The sequence below is a fragment of the Amycolatopsis tucumanensis genome, assembly GCF_021654135.1.
Taxonomy (GTDB): domain Bacteria; phylum Actinomycetota; class Actinomycetes; order Mycobacteriales; family Pseudonocardiaceae; genus Amycolatopsis_E; species Amycolatopsis_E tucumanensis.
This window is the reverse complement of the sequence record NZ_JAKGSD010000042.1, coordinates 1-17,985: the sequence shown is the minus strand read 5'-3', so window position 1 is coordinate 17,985 and position 17,985 is coordinate 1. Positions and strand designations below refer to the sequence as shown.

Sequence of the window (17,985 nt, the reverse complement as noted above, 5' to 3'; positions counted from 1 at the left end):
GGATTAGCTTCGACGCCGGACACGTCAACGTGACGAGAGGAACGGCAGTGACAGAGGTTTTCGTGGCCGGGGCGACCGGCATGCTCGGCGGCGCGATCGTGGACAGCCTGCTCCGGCGCGACGTCCGCGTCCGGGCGCTGGTCCGGCCCTCCAGCAAGCGGGAGACGGTCGAAGCGCTCGCGGACAAGGGCGTGACGATCGCCGAAGGCTCGCTCACCGACGGGCCGGAACGCCTCGCCCGGTCGCTCGAAGGCGCGGACGTGGCGATTTCCGCTCTGCAGGGCGGGGAAGACGTCGTGGTCGACGGGCAGACGGCTCTGCTGCGCGCCGCCGAGAAGGCCGGAGTGCCGCGCCTGATCCCGTCGGACTTCGCCGTCGACCTGTTCCGCCTGGACGACGGCGACAACGTCTTCCTCGACCACCGGCGCCGGGCTCACCAGGCGTTCGACGGCACCCACGTACAGGTGACGTCGGTCCTGAACGGCGCGTTCACCGAGGTGATGACCGCGCCGTTCCTGGAGATCGTCGACTGGGACAACGACACCTTCGCCTACTGGGGCGACGGCGACCAGCCCTGCGACTTCACCACGGTGGCGGACACCGCGGAGTACACCGCCGAAGCGGCGCTCGATCCGGCCGTCGCCGGGCGGCCGGTCCGCGTCGCCGGGGACGTGCTCACGATGAAGGAGTTCCACGACGCGCTGCAGCGTGGCTCGGGCAGGCGTCTCGAACTCCGCGTGCGCGGCGACGTCGGCGAACTGGAGGCCGAGATCCGGCGGCGCCGGGCCGTCGCGACCGGCCCCGCGGACTTCGTCGCCCTTCAGTACGTCTGGGCCATGGTCACTGGGAAGGCCAAGCTCGACCCGCTCGACAACGACCGCTACCCCGCTGTCCGGCCGACCGGTGTGGCGGAGTTCGCCCGGCGGTTCGCGCGCTGACCGCCGTCACGGGGCGACCAGCGGCTCCTCCGCGTAGGCGCGGTGCAGCAGCTCCACAAAGGACTCCGGCGTGGCCAGCTCCACGTCGTCGATCCGGCGCACCGCCACGCCGGGTGTCCAGGAGTTCATGACCACCGCGCCGCGCAGGTCACGCAGATCGGCCGTGGTCAGGACCTGCGATCGCTGCGGCACGCCTAGCCGGTCGAGTTGCCGACGCAGGATGCCCATCGTGATGCCGCCCAGGACCGGCGCCTCGGGCCAGACCACCGAGGCGCCGTCCCAGAACGCCAGGTTCCAGATGGACGCCTCGGTGAGCCGGCCGTGGCGGTCGACGAACGCGGCGTCGTCGAAGCCGCGCGCCACCGCCTGCCGCGGGAAGTAGGTCTTGGCCACCTCGCCGACGTGCTTGAACGCGGGCAGGACCCGCTCGTACTCGAACGTCGCCAGGCTCAACGGTCCGGCCGGGCCGTCGGTGGCCGGTCCGGTGCGGACCAGCAACTCGGGCGCGGCGTCCGCCGTCGAGAACTCCGGCGAGTACACGGTGGCGCCCAGCGAGACGTCCTCCGGTCCCTCACGCAACGCGGCCCGCAGGTGCGCGAGCACCACGTCGTCGGCCAGTGCCCGGCCGAACAGCTCGGCCGACGCGGCACGCAGCCGGTTCAGGTGCAGGTCGAGGCCGCGGATCCGGCCGCCGCGCACCTGCATCGCCGTGAAGTGGGCGTACCCGGCGAAGGCGAGCGGGGCCAGATCCTCGGTGGTGGCCGGACGGCCGTTGCGGTGTACGACGAAAACGCTCATGCCGCCGAAACTAGAGCCTCACACCGGTGTGAGGCTCCAGCGGTGATGAGCTGGATCACCCGCTCAGCAGTCGCCCCACGGGCCGGTGATCGCGAAGACGTGGCCGGGGCTCTGGATGCAGGCGAACAGGATCCGCCCGTCCTGACTGAACACCGGCCCGGTGAACTCGCTGTCGTTGAGGTCGTTGCGCGCCAGCGGGTAGGACTTGCCGTCCCGCGTGACGCCGACGAGGTGGCTCAGGCCTTCCCCGTCCTCGGCGAGGATCAGGCCGCCGTGCGGGGACACGGTGATGTTGTCCGGCCCGTCGTAGTCGGTGTCGGCCTCCGGGTCGGGGTTCACGCCGTAGATCGTCTTCAGCTCGATCGTCTCCGCACGCGGGTCGTAGAACCACACCTGGCCGTCGTGCTCGTTGACGCTGCCGTCGCTGATCCGGGCGTAGCTTGCGACGAAGTACGCCCCGCCGTCACCCCAGTAGGCGCCCTCCAGCTTGCGGCTGTGGGTCACCTGGCCCGGCTCGAACTGCTTGCGCACCGACACGGTCCGCGCGTCCCGGTCGGGCACGTCGACCCACCGGACCTTGTAGCGGGTGCCGGGCGTGGTCGCCTCCGACAGGTCGCCGATGTGCCTGCTGCCCTTGAACGCGCTCATCGCCTGCAGCCGGCCCGCGGTGTCGCCACCCTCGGACAACGCCAGCGCCCGCAGCGCGCCCTTGCCCCCGCGGAAACCCTTCGGCGGCACCCACCGGAAGTACAGGCCGTTCGGCCCGCTCGCGTCCTCGGTCAGGTAGATCTCGCTGGTCTTCGGGTCGACGGCGACGGCCTCGTGCGAGTAGCGGCCGAGGAACTTCAGCGGGACCGGCTCGAGGTTCGCGTCGCGGTCGAACGCGTCCACCTCGAACACGTAACCGTGGTCCTTCTGGTACACGCCACCGGCGCGCTGCTCGGTCTCCTCGCAGGTCAGCCACGTGCCCCAGGGAGTTTCGCCGCCCGCGCAGTTGTTGTGCGTGCCGGCCAGGCTGACGTACTCGCTCTTCCGGTTGCCCTCCCGGTCCACCACGATGGTCGTCGTGCCGCCGCCCGCGCCCGGGTCGTAGGTGAGGCCGGCCAGCGCGGGCGTGCGGTGCGGCTCGCTGCCGCCGATCTCGTGGTTGTTGATCAGCACGAAGTCCCGGCCGCTGCGGAAGCACGCCATGCCGTCGGGGTCGCTCGGGGTGAACTCGCCGGTCTCCAGCTTCGTCACGCCGGACTGCGCGATCACCTTGTACCGGAAGCCCTTCGGCAGCGCCAGCAGGCCGGCGGGGTCGTCGACGAGGGGGCCGTAGCCGGTGGCGCGGGTGACCTGCGCGGCCGCGGCGGGCGCCGCGATCGCGTCGACGCTGCCCGCGACGATGACGCCCAGACCGCTCGCCGCGCCGGTGCGCAGCAGATCACGCCGGGAAAGTGGAGCCATGACGACCTCCTGTGGTGGGAACCGTGCGAAGGGATCAAAACCGCCGATTCCGACCCGGGCGGGGACCGCAGACGACGCGCAGGCGAACGGACGGCGAACGGTTCAGGCGAGCCGCTCGTGCGGGTAGCGGTCGCGGATGCGGGCCTGGAAGTAGCCGCCCTTGCTCTCCGCGGCCAGCAACGCGCGGTAGATAGCGCTTTCCACGCCCAGGTACCGGTAAATGCCGTGGTGCAGGAATTCCACCTCCAGAATGCGCCGTGCCGCGTCGTACCCGACCGCCGCGAGCGCACTGGAGGAAACGGGGTGGCGGCGCACTAGGGCCGTCCCGTTTCGAGCAGGTTCTTCAGCCTGCGCAGATCCTTGCGATTCGCGCGTTCCACCGCGGCGGCCATCACGCGGGCGCCCACCTTCGCGAATCCGCTCGGCTCGCCGCGGTTGCGCAAGACCATCCGAGTGCTGTGCGCGTCCAGCGATTCCCAGCTGTAGGTGGTTTCCATGGGGAACGGGCCCTGCGCGGTGCGCATCACGAGCCGTTCGCCGGGCACGAGTTCGATCACCTCGTACGTGTACCGCAGGGTCCGGCCGAGAAAACGCGCCACGAATCCGAGCCGGGTGCCCTCGCGCAGCGGTGGGCGGGTTTCCCATTCAACGTCCAGGATGTTGGCGTACCACTCGGGCGCGTTCGACGGGTCGCTCGCGTAGGACGCCACCTTTTCCCGGGGCAGCGCGACCACGATTTCGGTGCGCACGTCGACTGGCACGAATTCGAGGGTAGTTCAGCCTGCCCGGTTTTCGAACCGTATACTTCTTGCAACCGTTGCAAGAAGGAGGTCGACGATGACCGACTGGACCGCCGTGCACGAGAAGGCCGTGGCGGCCTTCGCCGAGGGCTGGGCGCGGCCACACCGGCAGGCGTGGGACGCACTGCTCGCCGAGGACGTCGAGCTGAACCAGCCGATGGTGCCGCCGACGCGGGGCAGGCAGGCGTGGGGGCAGGAGGCCGAACGGCTGCTCGGGTTCCTGCCGGACCTGCGGGGCGAGGTGCTGTCGTGGGCCGGACGGGAGGACCGGCTGTTCATCGAGCTGCGGCTGAGCGGAACCCTGCGCGGCAAGCCGCTCGCCTTCCGGGCCGTGGACGAGCTGTGGCTGACCGCCGATGGCCGCGTGACGCGCCGGGACTCCTTCTTCGACTCGATGCCGGTGGCGATGGCCGTCGCGGGGCGGCCCGGGGCGTGGCCGGCGTGGTGGCGATCCGGGCTCGGCCCCCTCATCGGGCGACGCCGCTTGCAGCGGTGATCTCCCGCTCGCCGACCCCAGCGCTGTTGTTGGCCAGTGCTGATGGCCAGGTGGCCGGAGCACCCCGGCCACCGGGCACGTCACGCCGGCATCGTGAACAGCACCACCGGCGCGCTGGTCGGCTGCTCCGAGCCGCCGGCGGGTTCGATCGTCACGGCGACCGTGCGCACCCCCGTCAGGCCCGCCAGCATCAGCGGCGCCCCGGTCGTTCCGGCGTGCCCCATCACCCCCGCCGGGTGCGGGCCCGCCGCGTCGATCGTCCACGCCTGGTACGTCACGTCGGCCGGCTGGTCTGGCATGCCGGTCATCATCAGCATCGCCCGGTCCTGGCTGGGCGACATCACCATCCGCGCCTCGCCCGGGATGCCCGCGTCCGCGCCGTTCAGGGTCTGCGCGTCGGGCGCCGACAACAGCCGCGTCACCGCCGCATACTGCTCCTGGGTGGTCTCCAGCTGCCGCTCCGCCCGCACCGCGAGCACCCCGGCCACCGCCGCGACGGCGATCGCGATCACGGCCGCCGCCGCGAGGAAACGCGTCGTCCAGTTGCGGGAACCCCGCGTCGGCGCCCGGCGGCCTGGTGACTCCTGCCGGACCTGGCGCACGTCCCGCAGCACCCGGTCCCGCAGCGCCGCGGGCGGCGTCTCGGACACCGCCGCCCCGAGCCGGGCCGTCGTCGCGCGCAGTTCGGCCACCTCGCGCTCGCAGTCCGCGCACTCGGCCAGGTGCTCCTCGAACCGGCGCCGCTCCAGCTCGTCGAGCGCGTCGAGGGCGTACGCCCCGGTCAGCGTGTGGACATCCGGGTTCACCGCGTCACCCCCAGGCAGTCGCGCAGGCGGATCAGCCCGTCCCGCATCCTCGTCTTGACCGTCCCGAGTGGACTCTGCAACAGGTCCGCGACCTCCGGGTAGGTGTGGCCGCCGTAGTAGGCCAGCATGATCGACTCGCGTTGCAACTCGGTCAGCCCGTTCAGGCAGCGGCGCACCTGCTCCCGCTCCAGGCGAGCGGTGACCGCCTCCAGCACCTCGTCGAACTCCCGCCCCGGCGCCATCGCACCGGCCCGCTGCTCGCGGTCGGTGCGCGCCTGCGCCGACCGCACCCGGTCGACCGCGCGGCGGTGCGCCAGGGTCAGCGACCAGTTCAGCACGCTGCCCTGCCCACGGTCGTACCGCGCGGCGGTGCGCCACAGCTCGACCAGCACCTCCTGCGCGACCTCCTCGGACTGGGCCACGTCGCGCACCACCCGCCGCACCACGCCGAACACCGGGCCGGCCACCACGTCGTAGAGCTGCTCGAACGCCACCTCGCTCCCCCGCGCGACCTGAGCCATCAGGTCCTCGGGCGAGGGGCCGCCCGGCCCCGGCGCGGCCGGGCGCATCGCCCGGACCGGATCGTCCATGCCGTCATCCTCCCTCACACCGACGCCCTTTGTTCGGCGCCGAAGCGGGACCGGATGGGCCGGTTCACTGGTTGGATGCGGTCATGAGCTTCTACGTGCGCGCCCGCTTCGACGTCCACGACGAGCAGGGGTTCGAGGAGGTCGCCCGCGCGCTGCGCGACCAGGCCGCGACCGAGCCGGGCACACTGACCTACCGGTGGTTCTCCGGGGAGCCGGGCAGCTACGTCGTCATCGAGGAGTACACCGACGTGGACGCCGCCTTCGCGCACAACGACCGCGGGGCTGCCCTGCTCGAGCGGGGCGGCGAGTGCGCGGACATGGTGGAAGCCGAGATCTACGGCGACATCACCGGCGAGCTGTGGGACTGGGTGGCGGCGAACCCGGTGTTCACCGCCTACCCCGAGGTCTTCGCTCAGCCGGACTGACGCGCCAGCCGCAACCGCCGGTGCGCGGCCATCCGCACCGGCGCGTTGGCGGCACCGTAACCGCGGTAGCCGCCGATGCGCTGGACCACCTCGAAGAACACCCGCGAACCCAGCACCTCGGTGTAGAAGTGCAGGAACTCGCCGTCCTCGTCGCGGTCGTAGAGCACCGAGTACTCGCGCAGGGCGGCGAGCAGGTCCGGCGGCGGGGCCAGCCGGGCGTCCAGGTCGTCGTAGTAGTTGCCCGGGATCTCCAGCAGCGGCGCGCCGGCCGCGTGCATCGCCTTGGCCGCGGCCAGCACGTCGTCGCTGGTGAAGGCGATATGCTGTGGGTCGGGCACGCCGGGCGCCCACTCGCCGCGGCGCAGCAGCGCCACGTTCAGCGCGATCCGCACCGTGTTGGACGGGTTGGTCACCGCGCGGCTGCGGATCAGCCCGAACGGCGCGGCGAACTCGGTCGGCATCTCCGGGTGCAGGCCGAGCACCGTGCGGTAGAACAACGCGGCCTCGTCGAAGTTGTCGAACGGCTGGCTCAGCGACACGTGGTCGGTGCCCAGCAACCCGGCGCCCGCGGTCGTCTCGCCGGTCGGCGTGAAGTCCGAGAGCCAGCCCTCGCGGCAGAAGAACACGGCCGTGCCGTCCGGGGCGGCCACCGCGGAGAGGTCCGCCTCGCCGGCACGGTGCTCGCGGGGCAGCACGGGCGCATGGAAGGACTCCGCCCGCTCCGCCGAACGCACCGGGTCCGCGCTCTCCACGGCCAGCGCGCTGATCTCGGTGGGCCCGCCGGTCGCGTTCAACAACACCCGCGCCTCGCCCTGGGTCCACAGCTGCACGGGCTTCGACCGGTGCTGCCCGGTGTGCGCGAAGCCCATCGCGGTCAGCGCCGCGGCCAGTCGCGGGCCGGTGGTCTCGTCCACGGCCAGCTCGGTGAACGCGTGCCCGTTCAGTTCCGGCGCGGCGATCGCGGGCTCCCCCAGCGATTCCTCCAGCCCGAGCAGCGACCGCATCGCGTCGACCGCCGCGCGCCCCGGGTCGGCCTGCCGGAACACGTCGTTGAAGACCTCCAGCGACAGCGGCCCGGAGTAGCCGGTGGCGAGCACGTGCCCGACGAACGCGGTCAGGTCGAAGGCGCCCTGCCCGGGGAACAGCCGGTGGTGCCTGCTCCACTGCAGGACGTCCATGTGCAGCCGTGGCGCGTCGGCCAGCTGCAGGAAGAAGATCTTCTCGCCCGGGATCGTCCGGATCAACGCGAGGTCGCTGCCACGGGAGAGCACGTGGAAGCTGTCCAGGCACAGGCCGATCGCCGGGTGGTCGGCACGCCGCACGATCCGCCACGAGTGGTCGTAGGTGTCGACGAACCGGCCCCACGCCAGCGCCTCGTATGCAATGCGCATACCGCGCTGAGCAGCTCGTACACCGAGTGTATGCAATTGTTCGGCGGCGAGATCGTCGTCGTCGACAGCGTCCGGCGACACCGAGGAGCACACCAGCATCGTGTCGGCGCCGAGCTGCTCCATCACGTCGAACTTGCGCTCGGCGCGGCGCAGGTTCGCCTCGAACACCGGCGGCGGCACCGCCTCGAAGTCCCGGAACGGCTGGTACAGGTCCACCGACAGCCCGAGGTCGTCGCAGCGGCGCCGGACCTCGGCCGGCGACAGCGGCGAGACGATCAGGTCGTTCTCGAAGATCTCGACGCCGTCGAAGCCGGCGGCGGCCGCCGCCGTCAGCTTGTCTTCGAGCGTGCCGGACAGGCACACGGTCGCGATCCCTCGCCTCATGGCCGGGACTCCTCTCGCACGGGCCGGTGTTGGTCGAACCAGTCGGTGAGTCCTACGGTGCGCATATGCCGACCGAAAGCGCCGAACGCCTGCGCGACGCCGAGCGCACCCGCGCCGAGATCCTCGACGTGGCGACCCGCGAGTTCGCGGACCAGGGCTACGCCGGGGCGCGTGTCAACGAGATCGCCGCGAAGACCCGCACCACCAAGCGGATGCTCTACTACTACTTCGGCAGCAAGGAAGGCCTCTACATCGCGGTGCTCGAACGCGCCTACTCCGGCATCCGCGCCCGGGAGCAGGAGCTCGACGTCGACCACCTCGACCCGGTGGAGGCGCTGCGGCAGCTGGCCGAGCTGACCTTCGACCACCACGAGTCGCACCCGGACTTCATCCGGCTGGTCAGCATCGAGAACATCCACAACGCCGAGCACATCGGACGGTCCGAGGTGCTGTCGACGCTCGCCAACCCCGCGCTGGACGTGCTGACCCGCATCCTGGAACGCGGCCGGGCCGCCGGCGCGTTCCGCGAGGACGTCGACGCGCTGGACGTGCACATGATGATCAGCGCGTTCTGCATCTTCCGCACCGCCAACCGGCACACGTTCAACGCCATCTTCAAGCGCGACATGCTCGACCCCGGCCGGCGCGAGCACTACCGCAAGATGCTCGGCGACCTGCTGGTCGAGTACCTGACCGCGCACTGAGCGTTTCGTCCCCTTCTCCGGGTTGACAAGCCTCGTCCGGCTAACTCACCATCTGGTACGTAACCAGACGGTACATTAATCCGGTCCGCAACGGAGCGACAGGAGCGTGGACGTGGTCGAGCACGGAAAGCCCCGCAAGGCAGCGGTGGCCGCCTGGGTCGGAAGCGCGCTGGAGTACTACGACTTCTTCATCTACGGCACGGCCGCCGCACTCGTCTTCGGCAAGATCTTCTTCCCCAGCTCGGACCCGGCGGCCGGCACGCTGCTGGCGCTGGCCACGTTCGGCGTCGGCTACGTCGCCCGCCCGATCGGCGCGTTCATCCTGGGTCACGTCGGCGACCGCTTCGGCCGCAAGAAGGTCCTGGTCTTCACTGTGCTGCTGATGGGCGTGTCCACGTTCCTGGTCGGCTGCCTGCCGACATACGGGCAGGTCGGCGTGCTCGCCCCGGTGCTGCTGGTGATCCTGCGCCTGCTGCAGGGGCTGTCCGCGGCCGGTGAGCAGGCCGGGGCCAACTCGATGTCGCTCGAGCACGCGCCGGAGGACCGCCGCTCGTACTACACGAGCTGGACGCTGTCCGGCACGCAGGCCGGGCAGATCCTGGCTACCGCGGTGTTCCTGCCGGTCGCCGCGATGCCGACCGCCGCGCTGCAGAGCTGGGGCTGGCGGATGCCGTTCTGGGCCAGCGCGCTGGTGGTCGTCGCCGCGTTCGTCATCCGGCGCAAGCTGGACGAGACGCCGGTCTTCGAGCGCGAGGTGGCCGGCAAGGAGCAGGCGAAGCTGCCGGTCGCGGTGCTGTTCCGGGACCACTGGGCCGACGTGCTGCGGGTCGTGTTCGCGGCCGTGATCGCCGCGGTCAGCACGATCTTCACCGTCTACGCGTTGTCCTACGCGGTCAACTCCGCCGGGCTGGAGCGCACCCCGATGCTGTGGGTCGGCGTGCTCGCGAACGTCGTCGCGCTCGGCGCGATCCCGCTGTGGGCGATGCTGGCCGACAAGGTCGGGCGCAAGCCGGTGTTCATCGGCGGGTCGCTGGGCTGCGCGGTGCTGATCTTCGCCTACCTCGGGGCGATCGCGTCGGGCAACTACGTGCTGGTGTTCGTCGTGGGCATCCTGATGTTCGGCGTCGTCTACAGCGCGACGAACGCGGTGTGGCCGGCGTTCTACGGCGAGATGTTCCCGGCGCGGGTAAGGCTGTCCGGCATGGCGATCGGCACGCAGATCGGGTTCGCGATCGCCGGGTTCACGCCGACGATCGCCGCCGCCATCGCCGGTGACAAGAGCGCGAACTGGGTCGGCGTCGCGATCTTCACCGCGGGGCTGTGCCTGGTGAACGTGATCGCGGTGCTGACCGGCCGGGACAACTACCGGGTCCCGACCGCCGACCTGGGCCGCAAGGACGCGGGCGGCGGACGGGTGCCGGTGACCTCCCCGGACGGGGCGACCGCCTAGCGGTTGCGGGCAGCGTCGGCGGAGCGGCCCGGGAAACCGGCGCGGTGCGGGCCGCCTCCGTCGACAGCACCGGGTCCCGACCGCCGACCCGGGCCACAAGGACGCAGGCGGCGGACGGGTCCCGCTGACCTCCCCAGGCGGAGCGACCGCCTAGCGATTACGAGCAGCGCCGGCGGAGCGACTCGGAAAACCGGCCCGGTGCGGGCCACCTCCGTCGACCGGCAGCACCGCGCCCGACACCCACCAGGCGCGGTCGCCTAGCGGTAGCGAGCAGCGTCGGTCGAGCGGCTCGGAAAACCGGCCGGCGCAGGCTGCCCCGTCGACCGGCACAACCACGCCCGAAACCCACCGGGCACGGTCGCCTAGCGATTGCGGGCAGCGTCGGCCGAACGGCTCGGGAAACCGGCGCGGTGCGGGCCGCCGCCGTCGACCGGCAGCACCGCGCCCGAAACCCACCGCGCGCGGTCGCTGGCCAGGAACAACGCCGCGTACGCGATGTCCCACCCGGTGCCCTCCGTCTGCAGCGCCACGCCCTTCGCCCGCACCTCCCGCATCTCCTCGGGCAGGTCCCGCGCCGCCATCGAGGACCAGATCGCGCCGACCCGCACGCAGTTCACCCGGATCCCCCGCGGGCCGAGCGTCGAGGCGGCGCCCTGCGTGAAGTGCTCCACCCCGGCCTTCCCGATCCCGTACACCGTGCCGGGCCCGGCCGCGGTGACCGCTGCGGACGAGATGTTCACGACCGCGCCACCACCGGTCATCGCGTCCGCCGCGTGACGCGTCATCATCCACGCCGTCTTGAGGTTGAGCGCGATCAGCTCGTCCCAGCGTTCCGGCGTGACGTCGAAGACCCCGGCGCGATCACCCGACGCGGCGCTGTTGACCAGCGCGTCCACACCGCCGAACTCCTCGGCGGTCGCGGCGACGGCGTGCTCGCAGTCCTCGTCCCGGGTCAGGTCGGCCTGGATGAAGATCGCCTCGCCGCCGTCGGCCTCGATGTCGGCCACCGTCCGCTTGCCCGCGGCCGGATCGCGGTCCAGCACCGCGACCCGGGCGCCCTGCGCGGCGAACACCCGGCTCACCGCGTACCCGACGCCGCCCGCCGATCCGGACAGTCCGCCACCGCTCACGATCGCCCGGCGGCCGGACATCCACAGTGGACCTGCCGCGGCCAGTGGGTCACTGGTCATCGTGGTCTCCCGGGTAAGTCAGGTCGATCGCCTGCTCGGGCACGCCGAGCGACTGGTGCAGGATGCCGCGCATGATCGGCTCCGGTGCCAGGCAGTCCGCGCACGCGGCCGGATCGGCCACCGAGATCCGCACCGCCACCCGGCCGCCCTCCTCGGCGACGTCCAGGGCGTAGCCGTCCGCGGCGAGCGTCGTGCGCATCGCCTCCAGGCCGGTCTGGTCGATCATGCCGTTCCCTCCACTGCCACCGCCTTGCCGGACCATTCGCCGAACACCCGCACCACCATCGACATCGCCGCGTTGCGGGAACCCGCCACGACCACCGGGACGTGCCGCGGCGAGGGCAGGAACCGCTGGAACTCGTCGTCGCCGTCGGTGGAATCGGACGCTCCCCGCACGTGCTTCTCCCCCAGGCTCTTGCCCGCGCGCCACAGATCCCGCCCGGCGCGGCCGACGTGCTCGACCATCCAGGCCTGGACGTCCTGTTTGGACATCCCGTTCTTGGCGAGCAGCTGGGCGTGTTCCGGCCCGAGCACCAGTCCGTAGGAGGCCTCGCGGAAGATCAGCGCGCCGGTGCGGGACATCGTGTCGGCCAGGTCCCACAGCACCTGCTCGTGGTCCTGGGTGTGCCGGTTGTCGACGTACTCGACGGTGCGCAGCAGCATCGCCGTGACCGCGCTGACCCTGTCGCCGAGCCCGGCGGACACCGACAGCGGCTCCCACGGGCTTTCCTCTTCGTTCTCGCCGAAGCAGATCTGCCACCGGCCGGGCAGCCCCTGGGTCGCCTGTTCGAGGACGTGCGGGTGGATGCCGAACGCGTTGCGCACCATCAGGCCGATCGCGCGCGGCACTGTCGCGTTCGGACGGAAGCCGGGCCCGAACACGCCGCCGGTGCTGTTGAACCCGAGCTCCTGGCGCACCGGCCCGTTGACGACGAGCATCGGCGACGGCCCACTCGTGCTCTGCCAGCCGCCGCCGCGGGCCGCGCGGTCCAGCATCAGCGCGTCCCAGGCGGCCAGTACGACCGGGAAGTACTCGGGACGGCACCCGGCCATCGCCGCGCTGATCGCGGCCTGCTCGACGGTGCACTCGCGGTCCAGCTGCTCGACCCGGCCGATCACCTCCTCCGGAGCGCGCGCGGTCCGTGCAAGGAACTCATCGACCAGCGACCGGGACGCGGGCACCACCGGCAGCCCGTCGGTCCAGCCCTGCTCGTAGCAGTACTCGATCGCCTCCTGCGCGACGACGGGATCGGGCGCGGTCACGACGCCACCGAGGTCAGAATCGCGACGACGTCGTCGAGCGCCTCCTCGGCGCGCTTGCGGACCTCGTCCGGCCCGAGCACCGCCACCGGGTGCGGCGTGACGACGTAGCGGTAGCCGGTCGCGTCACGCATCCCGGCCATCGCGTCCGCCGTCACGATGAACGCGTCACTGCAAATGACTGCCGCCGGAATGCCGTGGCGCTCGAACGCGATCCCGTCCGCGACCGCCGATGCGCTGCACGAGCCGCAGTCGCCGACGCCGGTGATCACCGCGTCGCAGGTCCGCGCCAGCTCCGCCAGCTGCTCCTCGGGGATCGGCATGGCGAACGCCGTCTTGGTGCGGGCGACCACCCCGGCCGCGCCGTGCCGTTCGACGAGCAGCCTGCCCAGTTCGGCGAGGAACGGCGCCGCGTTCTTCTTGGTGTTCTCCAGCAGCCCGATCGTCGCGCCGGCCAGCTTGAGCCGGTTCGGCGTGAGCACCGCGGCGCCCTGCGCGACGGCGCGCCGCCCGCCCGTCGGATCGAGTATGGCCTCAACCATCGGTGCGACTCCTTGTCTTCCGTGGGGCGGTGACCCCGCTTGCCGGTTCCGCGGCCGTGATCGGTAATGGCCTGACGCGTCACCGGAAGAAGGGACCTCCGCCTTGCCAGCCGATCTCCGCGGCAGCGCCGTGATCAACGCCCGCATCGACCGCCTCCCCGGCTGGGGACTGCCGAAGGCCGCGTTCGCGATCCTCGGCATCGCGTACTTCGTCGACATCTATGACGTGTCGATCGTCGGCTACTCCCTGCCCGTGCTGAAAGAGCACTTCCACCTGACGGCAACCCAGGTGACGGTCATGCTGACCGGCAATCTCGTGGCGACCGCGCTCGGCGCGATCCTGTTCGGGTTCCTGGGCGACATCCTGGGCAGGCAGCGGTCGTTCTTCCTCGGCCTCGGCGCGTTGACGGTGACCGCGCTGCTGACCGCGATCGCCTGGGACACGCCGTCGCTGCTGGTGTTCCGCGTGCTGTCCGGGTTCGCCACCGGCGGCGGGATCGCCGTGGTGACCGCGCTGGTGCAGGAGTTCTCCCCGGCCGCACGGCGCGGGAAGTACCTCGCCTACAACGTGTTCTGGTCCGGGGTCGCCGCGGTGGCCGCCGCGTTCCTGTCGACCGCGCTGGTGCCCATGGAAAACGTCGGGTGGCGGATCCTGTTCGGCATCGGGGCGGTCGCGCTGGTGCTGATGTTCTTCACGCGGGAGCCGATCATCCCGGAGTCGCCGCGCTGGCTGGCCACCCGCGGGCGGCTGGACGAGGCCGACCGCATCACGACCGCGCTGGAGCGCCGGGTGGCGGCCGCCGGGCACGCGCTGCCCGCGGTCCCGGACGTGCCGCCGGACACCGCGGGCGAGAAGTTCCCGCTGCGCATGCTGTTCCGCCCGCCGTACCTGCAGCGGCTGCTGGTGGTGATCGGGTTCTGGTTCGGGGTGCAGTGGTCGGTGCGGGCGACGATCACGTTCCAGCCGACGATCCTCACCGAGTTCGGGCTGTCCCTGTCCAGCGGGACGATGCTGCTGGCGATCGGGACGCTGGCCGGGGTCGCGACCTACTGCGTCATGCCGTTCGTGATCGACCGGGTGGAGCGCAAGAAGCTGATCGTGCTGGGCCTGGCGCTGGCGACGCTGAGCCCGCTGCTGGTCACGGTCACCTCCGGCCACCCGGCGGCGGTGGTGCTCGGGTCGGTGCTGACGCAGGTGGCGGGGCCGATCCTGTTCGTGCCCGGCTTCTCCTACGCGGCGGAGGTGTTCCCGACGCACGCCCGCGCGAGCGGTGGTTCGCTGGCCGGCGGGCTCGGTCAGACCGGCGGGGTGCTGCAGTCGGTGGTGCTGGTCGCGGTCGCGGCGGCGGGACCGCACGTGTCGATGCTGGTGCTCGCCGCCGGGTACGTGTTCGCCGCGTTGATCATCTTCTACCTGGCCATCCCGACGACGGGACGGTCCCTGACGGCGATCAGCGCCGGGCGGGACTCGGCGGAGCGGGTCCGGGCATGATCGGGGCGTGCGACTGGAGACCGAGCGGCTGATCCTGCGGCCCCTCACCCCTGCCGACGCGGACCTCGTGGCCGACCTGGACAGCGACCCCGAGGTCATGCGTTACCTGGGCGACGCCGCCGCCGGCGACGTGGCCGGGCGGGAGGGGTACTTCGCCGCGGTCGAGAAGGCGGGCGGCGAGTTCACCGGCTGGTTCGAGTTCCGCCCGCTCGGCGGCGGCGAGGTGGAACTCGGCTACCGGTTGCGGCGGCGGTTCTGGGGCCGCGGGTACGCGACCGAGGGTGCGCGGGCGTTGATCGCGCACGGGTTCGCCGAGGGCGACGTGGAGCGGGTCGTGGCGTTCACCATGGCCGTGAACACCGGGTCGCGGCGGGTGATGGAGAAGTCTGGTTTGCGGTACGTGCGCACGTTCCACGAAGACTGGCCGGATCCGCTTCCGGGGGCCGAACACGGTGACGTCGAGTACGCTCTGACCAAGGACGATTGGATACGACAGCACGGACTGCCATGACGACCGATCGCAATGTTCTGGGCGGCGAACTCGAGCCCTGCGGCACCGATCCGATGACGGGTTTCTACCGGGACGGGTGCTGCACCACCGGTGACGACGACCTCGGCAGCCACACGGTGTGCACCGTGGTGACCAAGGAGTTCCTGGAGTACCAGCGCGGGGTCGGCAACGACCTGTCCACGCCGCGCCCCGAGTACGGCTTCCCCGGGTTGCAGCCCGGTGACCGCTGGTGCGTGGTGGCCGCGCGGTGGCTGCAGGCGTACGAGGCGGGGGTGGCCGCGCCGGTGGTGCTGGCGTCGACGCACGAGCGGGCGCTGGACGTCGTGCCGTTGGAGGCGCTGCAGCGGCACGCGGTGGACGTGCCTGCGGACCCTAGTTCGCTGACCTGACGGAGCGCCGCACCAGCACGGCGGTCAGCGCGATCGACCCGAGCACGGCGGGCACCTCGAGCAGGAGGGGGTGGCGGTCGGCGAAGTCCGGTTCGATGAGGTCGCTGGTCAGGATCGGCACCGCGGTCCCGACGGGCACGCGGTCGCCGGGGTCGGTGCGGATGATCAGGGTGCCGCTGCCGCAGGCGAGGGTGTGCACGAAGCCGTAGTGGTGGTAGCGGGCGCCGGTCTCGATCATGACGCGGTCGGTGACCGTGCACGTCTCGGCCTGGCCGAAGGCGCGGAGCGCGAGCCCGCGACCGGCTACGGTCAGCGCGGCGAAGAGGAGTGCCGCGCTGATCAGGCCGGCGACGAGGGCCCACCACCGGCCGTTCGCGCGGCGGGCGGTGCCGAGCGCGAAGGCCGCGCCGCCGACCAGTGCGAGCGCGATCGCGGCGAGGGTGCTGTGGGGTGGGAGGACGAAGAGGGCGGCCCCGAGGACGATCGCGGCGAGCCCGGCGGGCGCGACGTGGCGGCCGGTGCGGATGCCCAGCCTGTCCGTGATGTCGAGGACCATCGGCTGACTCTAGCCACATGTGGCGCGAAATCGGAGACCACATAAAGTGACCGCGTGCGTGGCGAGGGCTACTACGACCTGCTCGGGGTGGACCGGCGTGCCTCGACGTCGGAGATCAAGTCCGCGTACCGCCAGCGGGCGCGCACCGCGCACCCGGACGCCGGTGGTTCGCCCGACGAGTTCCAGGCGTTGCGGCAGGCCTACGAGGTGCTGGTGGACCCGTTGCAGCGCGCGGCGTACGACCGGGCGCTGGACCGCGCGGCCGCGACCTCGTCGCCGGTGCGGGCGCGGCGGCCGGGGCGGAAGCTGGGTGAGGACCCGAGTTTCACGGCCGAGTTGCCGGTGTTGGACCCGGATGCGCTGGAGTGGTGGGACGCGGCCAGGGAGAAGGCGCGGACCGGGGACCGGGCGGCGCCGGGGCACGCTCCGGCGGCTTTGTTGCTGGCGTGGTTGCTGCTGGTGGTGCTGCCGATCATGGCGGGCGCGCTGGCTGTCGCGGTGTGGCTGGTGCTGGCGTCGGCGGTGGCGATCTGGCTGGTGCGGCAGCACCGGGAGATGGCACGGGCCGAGCGCGCGGTGGATGACGAGTTCGGTGGCACGGTCGTGTTCGGGGCGCCCGGTGCGGAGCCGGACCAGTGGGGCGAGCGGCTGACGGCGGAGTTGCTGGAGCGGTACCTGACGCGGTTGCCGGGGGCGCGGATCTTCCACGGACTGGCCTGGCCGGGTTCGGTGTTCGCCGACATCGATCACGCTGTGCTGGCGGGTCGGCGGCTGGTGTTGATCGAGTCGAAGACGTGGTTGCCCGGTCATTACGCGGCTGACGAGTACGGCGAGCTGTGGCGGGACAACCGTCGTTTCCGCGGCGGGGCGACGCAGCTGCCGGAGGCTCTCGACGCCTTCCGCGCGTTGTTGCCGGGCGCGGAGATCCGGGGCGCGTTGATCGTGTACCCGAGCCGGACGGGCGAGATCACCACCGACGAGGACTTCGACGTGCCCGCGCCGCCGATGACGCCGGACCAGTTCGTGCAGGTGATCGGCGACTGGCTGGCCGCCGAGCCGGCGCGTGTGGACGTGCGGCTGCTGCGGAAGGTGCGCGCGCAGGTCGTCTAGGCCACGAGGTACGGCTCGAAGCAGTAGACAGCCGCGCGGTTGAGCCGCTCCGCGACGAACGTGCCCTTGGACGGGATCGTCCGCACGAGCCCACGATCCCGCAGGACTTTCGTCGCGTGGCGGCACGTGCCGAGCGAGACACCGTACTGCCGGGCGAGCGTCTGTTCGGCCGGAAGCGGCGTGTTGACCGCGAGCTCACCCGTCTCGATGCGACGGGCCAGGTCGTCGGCCACGAGGTCGTAGAGGTAGGCGGGGCCGGTGGCGGGGAGTTCTCTGTTCACCCCTCCACGGTAGCATAGAAAAGACAAAAAGTCGGCTCAGCGGGACCGTTGGTAGGCTGCGACGCTGTGACGATGGAGGAGGCGCTGGACGCCCGGCTACGCGCCCTGGCCACGCGCGTGCGGAAGCTGCGGCGGGACCGGGACCTGAGCCAGGCCGACCTCGCCGACCGGGCGGGGGTGTCCCGCTCGGTGATCGCCGAACTGGAACGTTCGAGACTCGCGCAAGGCTCCCCGCGCCCAACGCGCAACATCACGCTCGACACGCTCTTCCGCCTGGCCGAGGCAATGGGAGTGCACCCAGCGGAACTGCTGGACGACCGGGACTAGCGACTCACAAACCGCCGCCCGGCAGCGAAACAGCACCGACCACCCCAACCAGACCTCCCCCGCCCCCGATCCACAGCCGATCTTTAGTCGCCGACC

At 71.6% G+C, this 17,985-nt stretch carries 23 protein-coding genes; 10 read left to right on the top strand and 13 right to left on the bottom strand.

Annotated elements, in window-relative coordinates; translation table 11 throughout:
• Nucleotides 1-47: 47 nt before the first annotated feature.
• Entirely contained in the window at nt 48-938 is an 891-nt protein-coding gene (locus L2C96_RS31605; protein WP_237338810.1) for an NmrA family NAD(P)-binding protein, read from the top strand.
• A gap of 6 nt (nt 939-944) precedes the next feature.
• Here L2C96_RS31605 and L2C96_RS31600 read toward each other — a convergent pair whose 3' ends face one another.
• From L2C96_RS31600 to L2C96_RS31585, 4 genes are all read right to left on the bottom strand, one after another.
• Complete coding sequence (locus L2C96_RS31600) at nt 945-1,736, bottom strand: aminotransferase class IV family protein (protein WP_237338809.1); 792 nt, start codon at nt 1,734-1,736, stop codon at nt 945-947.
• A 63-nt stretch (nt 1,737-1,799) separates the two neighbouring features.
• A complete protein-coding gene (locus L2C96_RS31595; RefSeq protein WP_237338808.1) occupies nt 1,800-3,185 on the bottom strand; it encodes an alkaline phosphatase PhoX in 1,386 nt (461 codons plus the stop codon).
• Nucleotides 3,186-3,287: 102 nt separating this feature from the next.
• A complete protein-coding gene (locus tag L2C96_RS31590) occupies nt 3,288-3,500 on the bottom strand; it encodes a KTSC domain-containing protein (RefSeq protein ID WP_020421532.1) in 213 nt (70 codons plus the stop codon).
• Nucleotides 3,500-3,946, bottom strand: coding sequence for an SRPBCC family protein (locus tag L2C96_RS31585; RefSeq protein WP_237338806.1), 447 nt, complete (start codon nt 3,944-3,946; stop codon nt 3,500-3,502). Before L2C96_RS31585 ends, L2C96_RS31590 begins: the two co-directional genes overlap by 1 nt.
• A gap of 76 nt (nt 3,947-4,022) precedes the next feature.
• Between L2C96_RS31585 and L2C96_RS31580 the strand changes: the two genes are divergently transcribed.
• Complete coding sequence (locus tag L2C96_RS31580; RefSeq protein ID WP_237338805.1) at nt 4,023-4,481, top strand: nuclear transport factor 2 family protein; 459 nt, start codon at nt 4,023-4,025, stop codon at nt 4,479-4,481.
• An 80-nt stretch (nt 4,482-4,561) separates the two neighbouring features.
• Here the strand turns inward: L2C96_RS31580 and L2C96_RS31575 are convergent, their stop codons facing one another.
• Nucleotides 4,562-5,287 carry an anti-sigma factor gene (locus L2C96_RS31575; RefSeq protein ID WP_237338804.1) on the bottom strand — a complete coding sequence of 242 codons (726 nt, stop codon included), beginning with the start codon at nt 5,285-5,287 and terminating at the stop codon, nt 4,562-4,564.
• Entirely contained in the window at nt 5,284-5,877 is a 594-nt protein-coding gene (gene sigK / locus L2C96_RS31570; RefSeq protein WP_020421536.1) for an ECF RNA polymerase sigma factor SigK, read from the bottom strand. Before sigK ends, L2C96_RS31575 begins: the two co-directional genes overlap by 4 nt.
• A gap of 83 nt (nt 5,878-5,960) precedes the next feature.
• On the opposite strand from sigK, the gene L2C96_RS31565 reads away from it, so the two are divergent.
• Nucleotides 5,961-6,302: a putative quinol monooxygenase gene (locus tag L2C96_RS31565; protein WP_237338803.1), complete on the top strand. Its 342-nt coding sequence runs from the start codon at nt 5,961-5,963 to the stop codon at nt 6,300-6,302.
• Here the strand turns inward: L2C96_RS31565 and L2C96_RS31560 are convergent.
• Nucleotides 6,290-8,077, bottom strand: coding sequence for a bifunctional sugar phosphate isomerase/epimerase/4-hydroxyphenylpyruvate dioxygenase family protein (locus tag L2C96_RS31560; RefSeq protein WP_237338802.1), 1,788 nt, complete (start codon nt 8,075-8,077; stop codon nt 6,290-6,292). The two genes, L2C96_RS31565 and L2C96_RS31560, sit on opposite strands and share 13 nt — an antisense overlap.
• Before the next feature lie 65 nt (nt 8,078-8,142).
• On the opposite strand from L2C96_RS31560, the gene L2C96_RS31555 reads away from it, so the two are divergent.
• Nucleotides 8,143-8,781, top strand: coding sequence for a TetR/AcrR family transcriptional regulator (locus L2C96_RS31555; RefSeq protein WP_020421539.1), 639 nt, complete (start codon nt 8,143-8,145; stop codon nt 8,779-8,781).
• Between the two features lie 112 nt (nt 8,782-8,893).
• On the top strand, nt 8,894-10,231 hold the full coding sequence (locus L2C96_RS31550) for an MFS transporter (protein WP_237338801.1): 1,338 nt from the start codon (nt 8,894-8,896) through the stop codon (nt 10,229-10,231).
• 362 nt (nt 10,232-10,593) lie between these two features.
• On the opposite strand, the gene L2C96_RS31545 is transcribed toward L2C96_RS31550, so the two are convergent.
• From L2C96_RS31545 to L2C96_RS31530, 4 genes are read right to left on the bottom strand one after another with little or no spacing between them, the layout of a single operon-like run.
• Nucleotides 10,594-11,421 (bottom strand): SDR family NAD(P)-dependent oxidoreductase, encoded by an 828-nt coding sequence (locus L2C96_RS31545; RefSeq protein WP_237338800.1) that lies wholly within the window; start codon nt 11,419-11,421, stop codon nt 10,594-10,596.
• Nucleotides 11,411-11,647 carry an ADP-ribosylation factor GTPase-activating family protein gene (locus L2C96_RS31540; RefSeq protein ID WP_020421542.1) on the bottom strand — a complete coding sequence of 79 codons (237 nt, stop codon included), beginning with the start codon at nt 11,645-11,647 and terminating at the stop codon, nt 11,411-11,413. Before L2C96_RS31540 ends, L2C96_RS31545 begins: the two co-directional genes overlap by 11 nt.
• Entirely contained in the window at nt 11,644-12,684 is a 1,041-nt protein-coding gene (locus tag L2C96_RS31535) for a hypothetical protein (protein ID WP_237338799.1), read from the bottom strand. Before L2C96_RS31535 ends, L2C96_RS31540 begins: the two co-directional genes overlap by 4 nt.
• Entirely contained in the window at nt 12,681-13,223 is a 543-nt protein-coding gene (locus L2C96_RS31530) for a UGSC family (seleno)protein (protein ID WP_020421544.1), read from the bottom strand. Before L2C96_RS31530 ends, L2C96_RS31535 begins: the two co-directional genes overlap by 4 nt.
• A 103-nt stretch (nt 13,224-13,326) precedes the next feature.
• Here L2C96_RS31530 and L2C96_RS31525 point away from each other — a divergent pair, with 103 nt between their 5' ends.
• From L2C96_RS31525 to L2C96_RS31515, 3 genes are read left to right on the top strand one after another with little or no spacing between them, the layout of a single operon-like run.
• Nucleotides 13,327-14,715, top strand: a complete 1,389-nt coding sequence (locus L2C96_RS31525; protein WP_039791861.1) for an MFS transporter — start codon at nt 13,327-13,329, stop codon at nt 14,713-14,715.
• 7 nt (nt 14,716-14,722) lie between these two features.
• Nucleotides 14,723-15,226 (top strand): GNAT family N-acetyltransferase, encoded by a 504-nt coding sequence (locus L2C96_RS31520; protein WP_237338798.1) that lies wholly within the window; start codon nt 14,723-14,725, stop codon nt 15,224-15,226.
• Nucleotides 15,223-15,615 carry a DUF2237 family protein gene (locus L2C96_RS31515; protein ID WP_020421547.1) on the top strand — a complete coding sequence of 131 codons (393 nt, stop codon included), beginning with the start codon at nt 15,223-15,225 and terminating at the stop codon, nt 15,613-15,615. The genes L2C96_RS31520 and L2C96_RS31515 overlap by 4 nt, the downstream gene beginning before the upstream one ends.
• Here the strand turns inward: L2C96_RS31515 and L2C96_RS31510 are convergent.
• Nucleotides 15,599-16,171 (bottom strand): hypothetical protein, encoded by a 573-nt coding sequence (locus L2C96_RS31510; RefSeq protein WP_237338797.1) that lies wholly within the window; start codon nt 16,169-16,171, stop codon nt 15,599-15,601. The genes L2C96_RS31515 and L2C96_RS31510 overlap by 17 nt on opposite strands.
• Before the next feature lie 54 nt (nt 16,172-16,225).
• Here L2C96_RS31510 and L2C96_RS31505 point away from each other — a divergent pair, with 54 nt between their 5' ends.
• Nucleotides 16,226-17,281, top strand: a complete 1,056-nt coding sequence (locus L2C96_RS31505) for a J domain-containing protein (protein WP_237338796.1) — start codon at nt 16,226-16,228, stop codon at nt 17,279-17,281.
• Here the strand turns inward: L2C96_RS31505 and L2C96_RS31500 are convergent.
• Nucleotides 17,278-17,562 carry a winged helix-turn-helix domain-containing protein gene (locus tag L2C96_RS31500; RefSeq protein WP_237338795.1) on the bottom strand — a complete coding sequence of 95 codons (285 nt, stop codon included), beginning with the start codon at nt 17,560-17,562 and terminating at the stop codon, nt 17,278-17,280. The genes L2C96_RS31505 and L2C96_RS31500 overlap by 4 nt on opposite strands.
• 72 nt (nt 17,563-17,634) lie before the next feature.
• On the opposite strand from L2C96_RS31500, the gene L2C96_RS31495 reads away from it, so the two are divergent.
• A complete protein-coding gene (locus tag L2C96_RS31495; RefSeq protein WP_237338848.1) occupies nt 17,635-17,889 on the top strand; it encodes a helix-turn-helix domain-containing protein in 255 nt (84 codons plus the stop codon).
• Nucleotides 17,890-17,985 lie beyond the last annotated feature (96 nt).

Excerpts from the sequence above, each read along its gene's own strand:
- L2C96_RS31580 (WP_237338805.1), top strand. The coding sequence starts at position 4,023 with ATGACCGACTGGACCGCCGTGCACGAGAAGGCCGTGGCGGCCTTCGCC.
- L2C96_RS31540 (WP_020421542.1), bottom strand. The coding sequence starts at position 11,647 with ATGATCGACCAGACCGGCCTGGAGGCGATGCGCACGACGCTCGCCGCG.
- L2C96_RS31565 (WP_237338803.1), top strand. The coding sequence starts at position 5,961 with ATGAGCTTCTACGTGCGCGCCCGCTTCGACGTCCACGACGAGCAGGGG.
- L2C96_RS31530 (WP_020421544.1), bottom strand. The coding sequence starts at position 13,223 with ATGGTTGAGGCCATACTCGATCCGACGGGCGGGCGGCGCGCCGTCGCG.
- sigK (WP_020421536.1), bottom strand. The coding sequence starts at position 5,877 with ATGGACGATCCGGTCCGGGCGATGCGCCCGGCCGCGCCGGGGCCGGGC.
- L2C96_RS31600 (WP_237338809.1), bottom strand. The coding sequence starts at position 1,736 with ATGAGCGTTTTCGTCGTACACCGCAACGGCCGTCCGGCCACCACCGAG.
- L2C96_RS31560 (WP_237338802.1), bottom strand. The coding sequence starts at position 8,077 with ATGAGGCGAGGGATCGCGACCGTGTGCCTGTCCGGCACGCTCGAAGAC.
- L2C96_RS31555 (WP_020421539.1), top strand. The coding sequence starts at position 8,143 with ATGCCGACCGAAAGCGCCGAACGCCTGCGCGACGCCGAGCGCACCCGC.
- L2C96_RS31510 (WP_237338797.1), bottom strand. The coding sequence starts at position 16,171 with ATGGTCCTCGACATCACGGACAGGCTGGGCATCCGCACCGGCCGCCAC.
- L2C96_RS31515 (WP_020421547.1), top strand. The coding sequence starts at position 15,223 with ATGACGACCGATCGCAATGTTCTGGGCGGCGAACTCGAGCCCTGCGGC.
- L2C96_RS31495 (WP_237338848.1), top strand. The coding sequence starts at position 17,635 with ATGGAGGAGGCGCTGGACGCCCGGCTACGCGCCCTGGCCACGCGCGTG.
- L2C96_RS31595 (WP_237338808.1), bottom strand. The coding sequence starts at position 3,185 with ATGGCTCCACTTTCCCGGCGTGATCTGCTGCGCACCGGCGCGGCGAGC.
- L2C96_RS31545 (WP_237338800.1), bottom strand. The coding sequence starts at position 11,421 with ATGACCAGTGACCCACTGGCCGCGGCAGGTCCACTGTGGATGTCCGGC.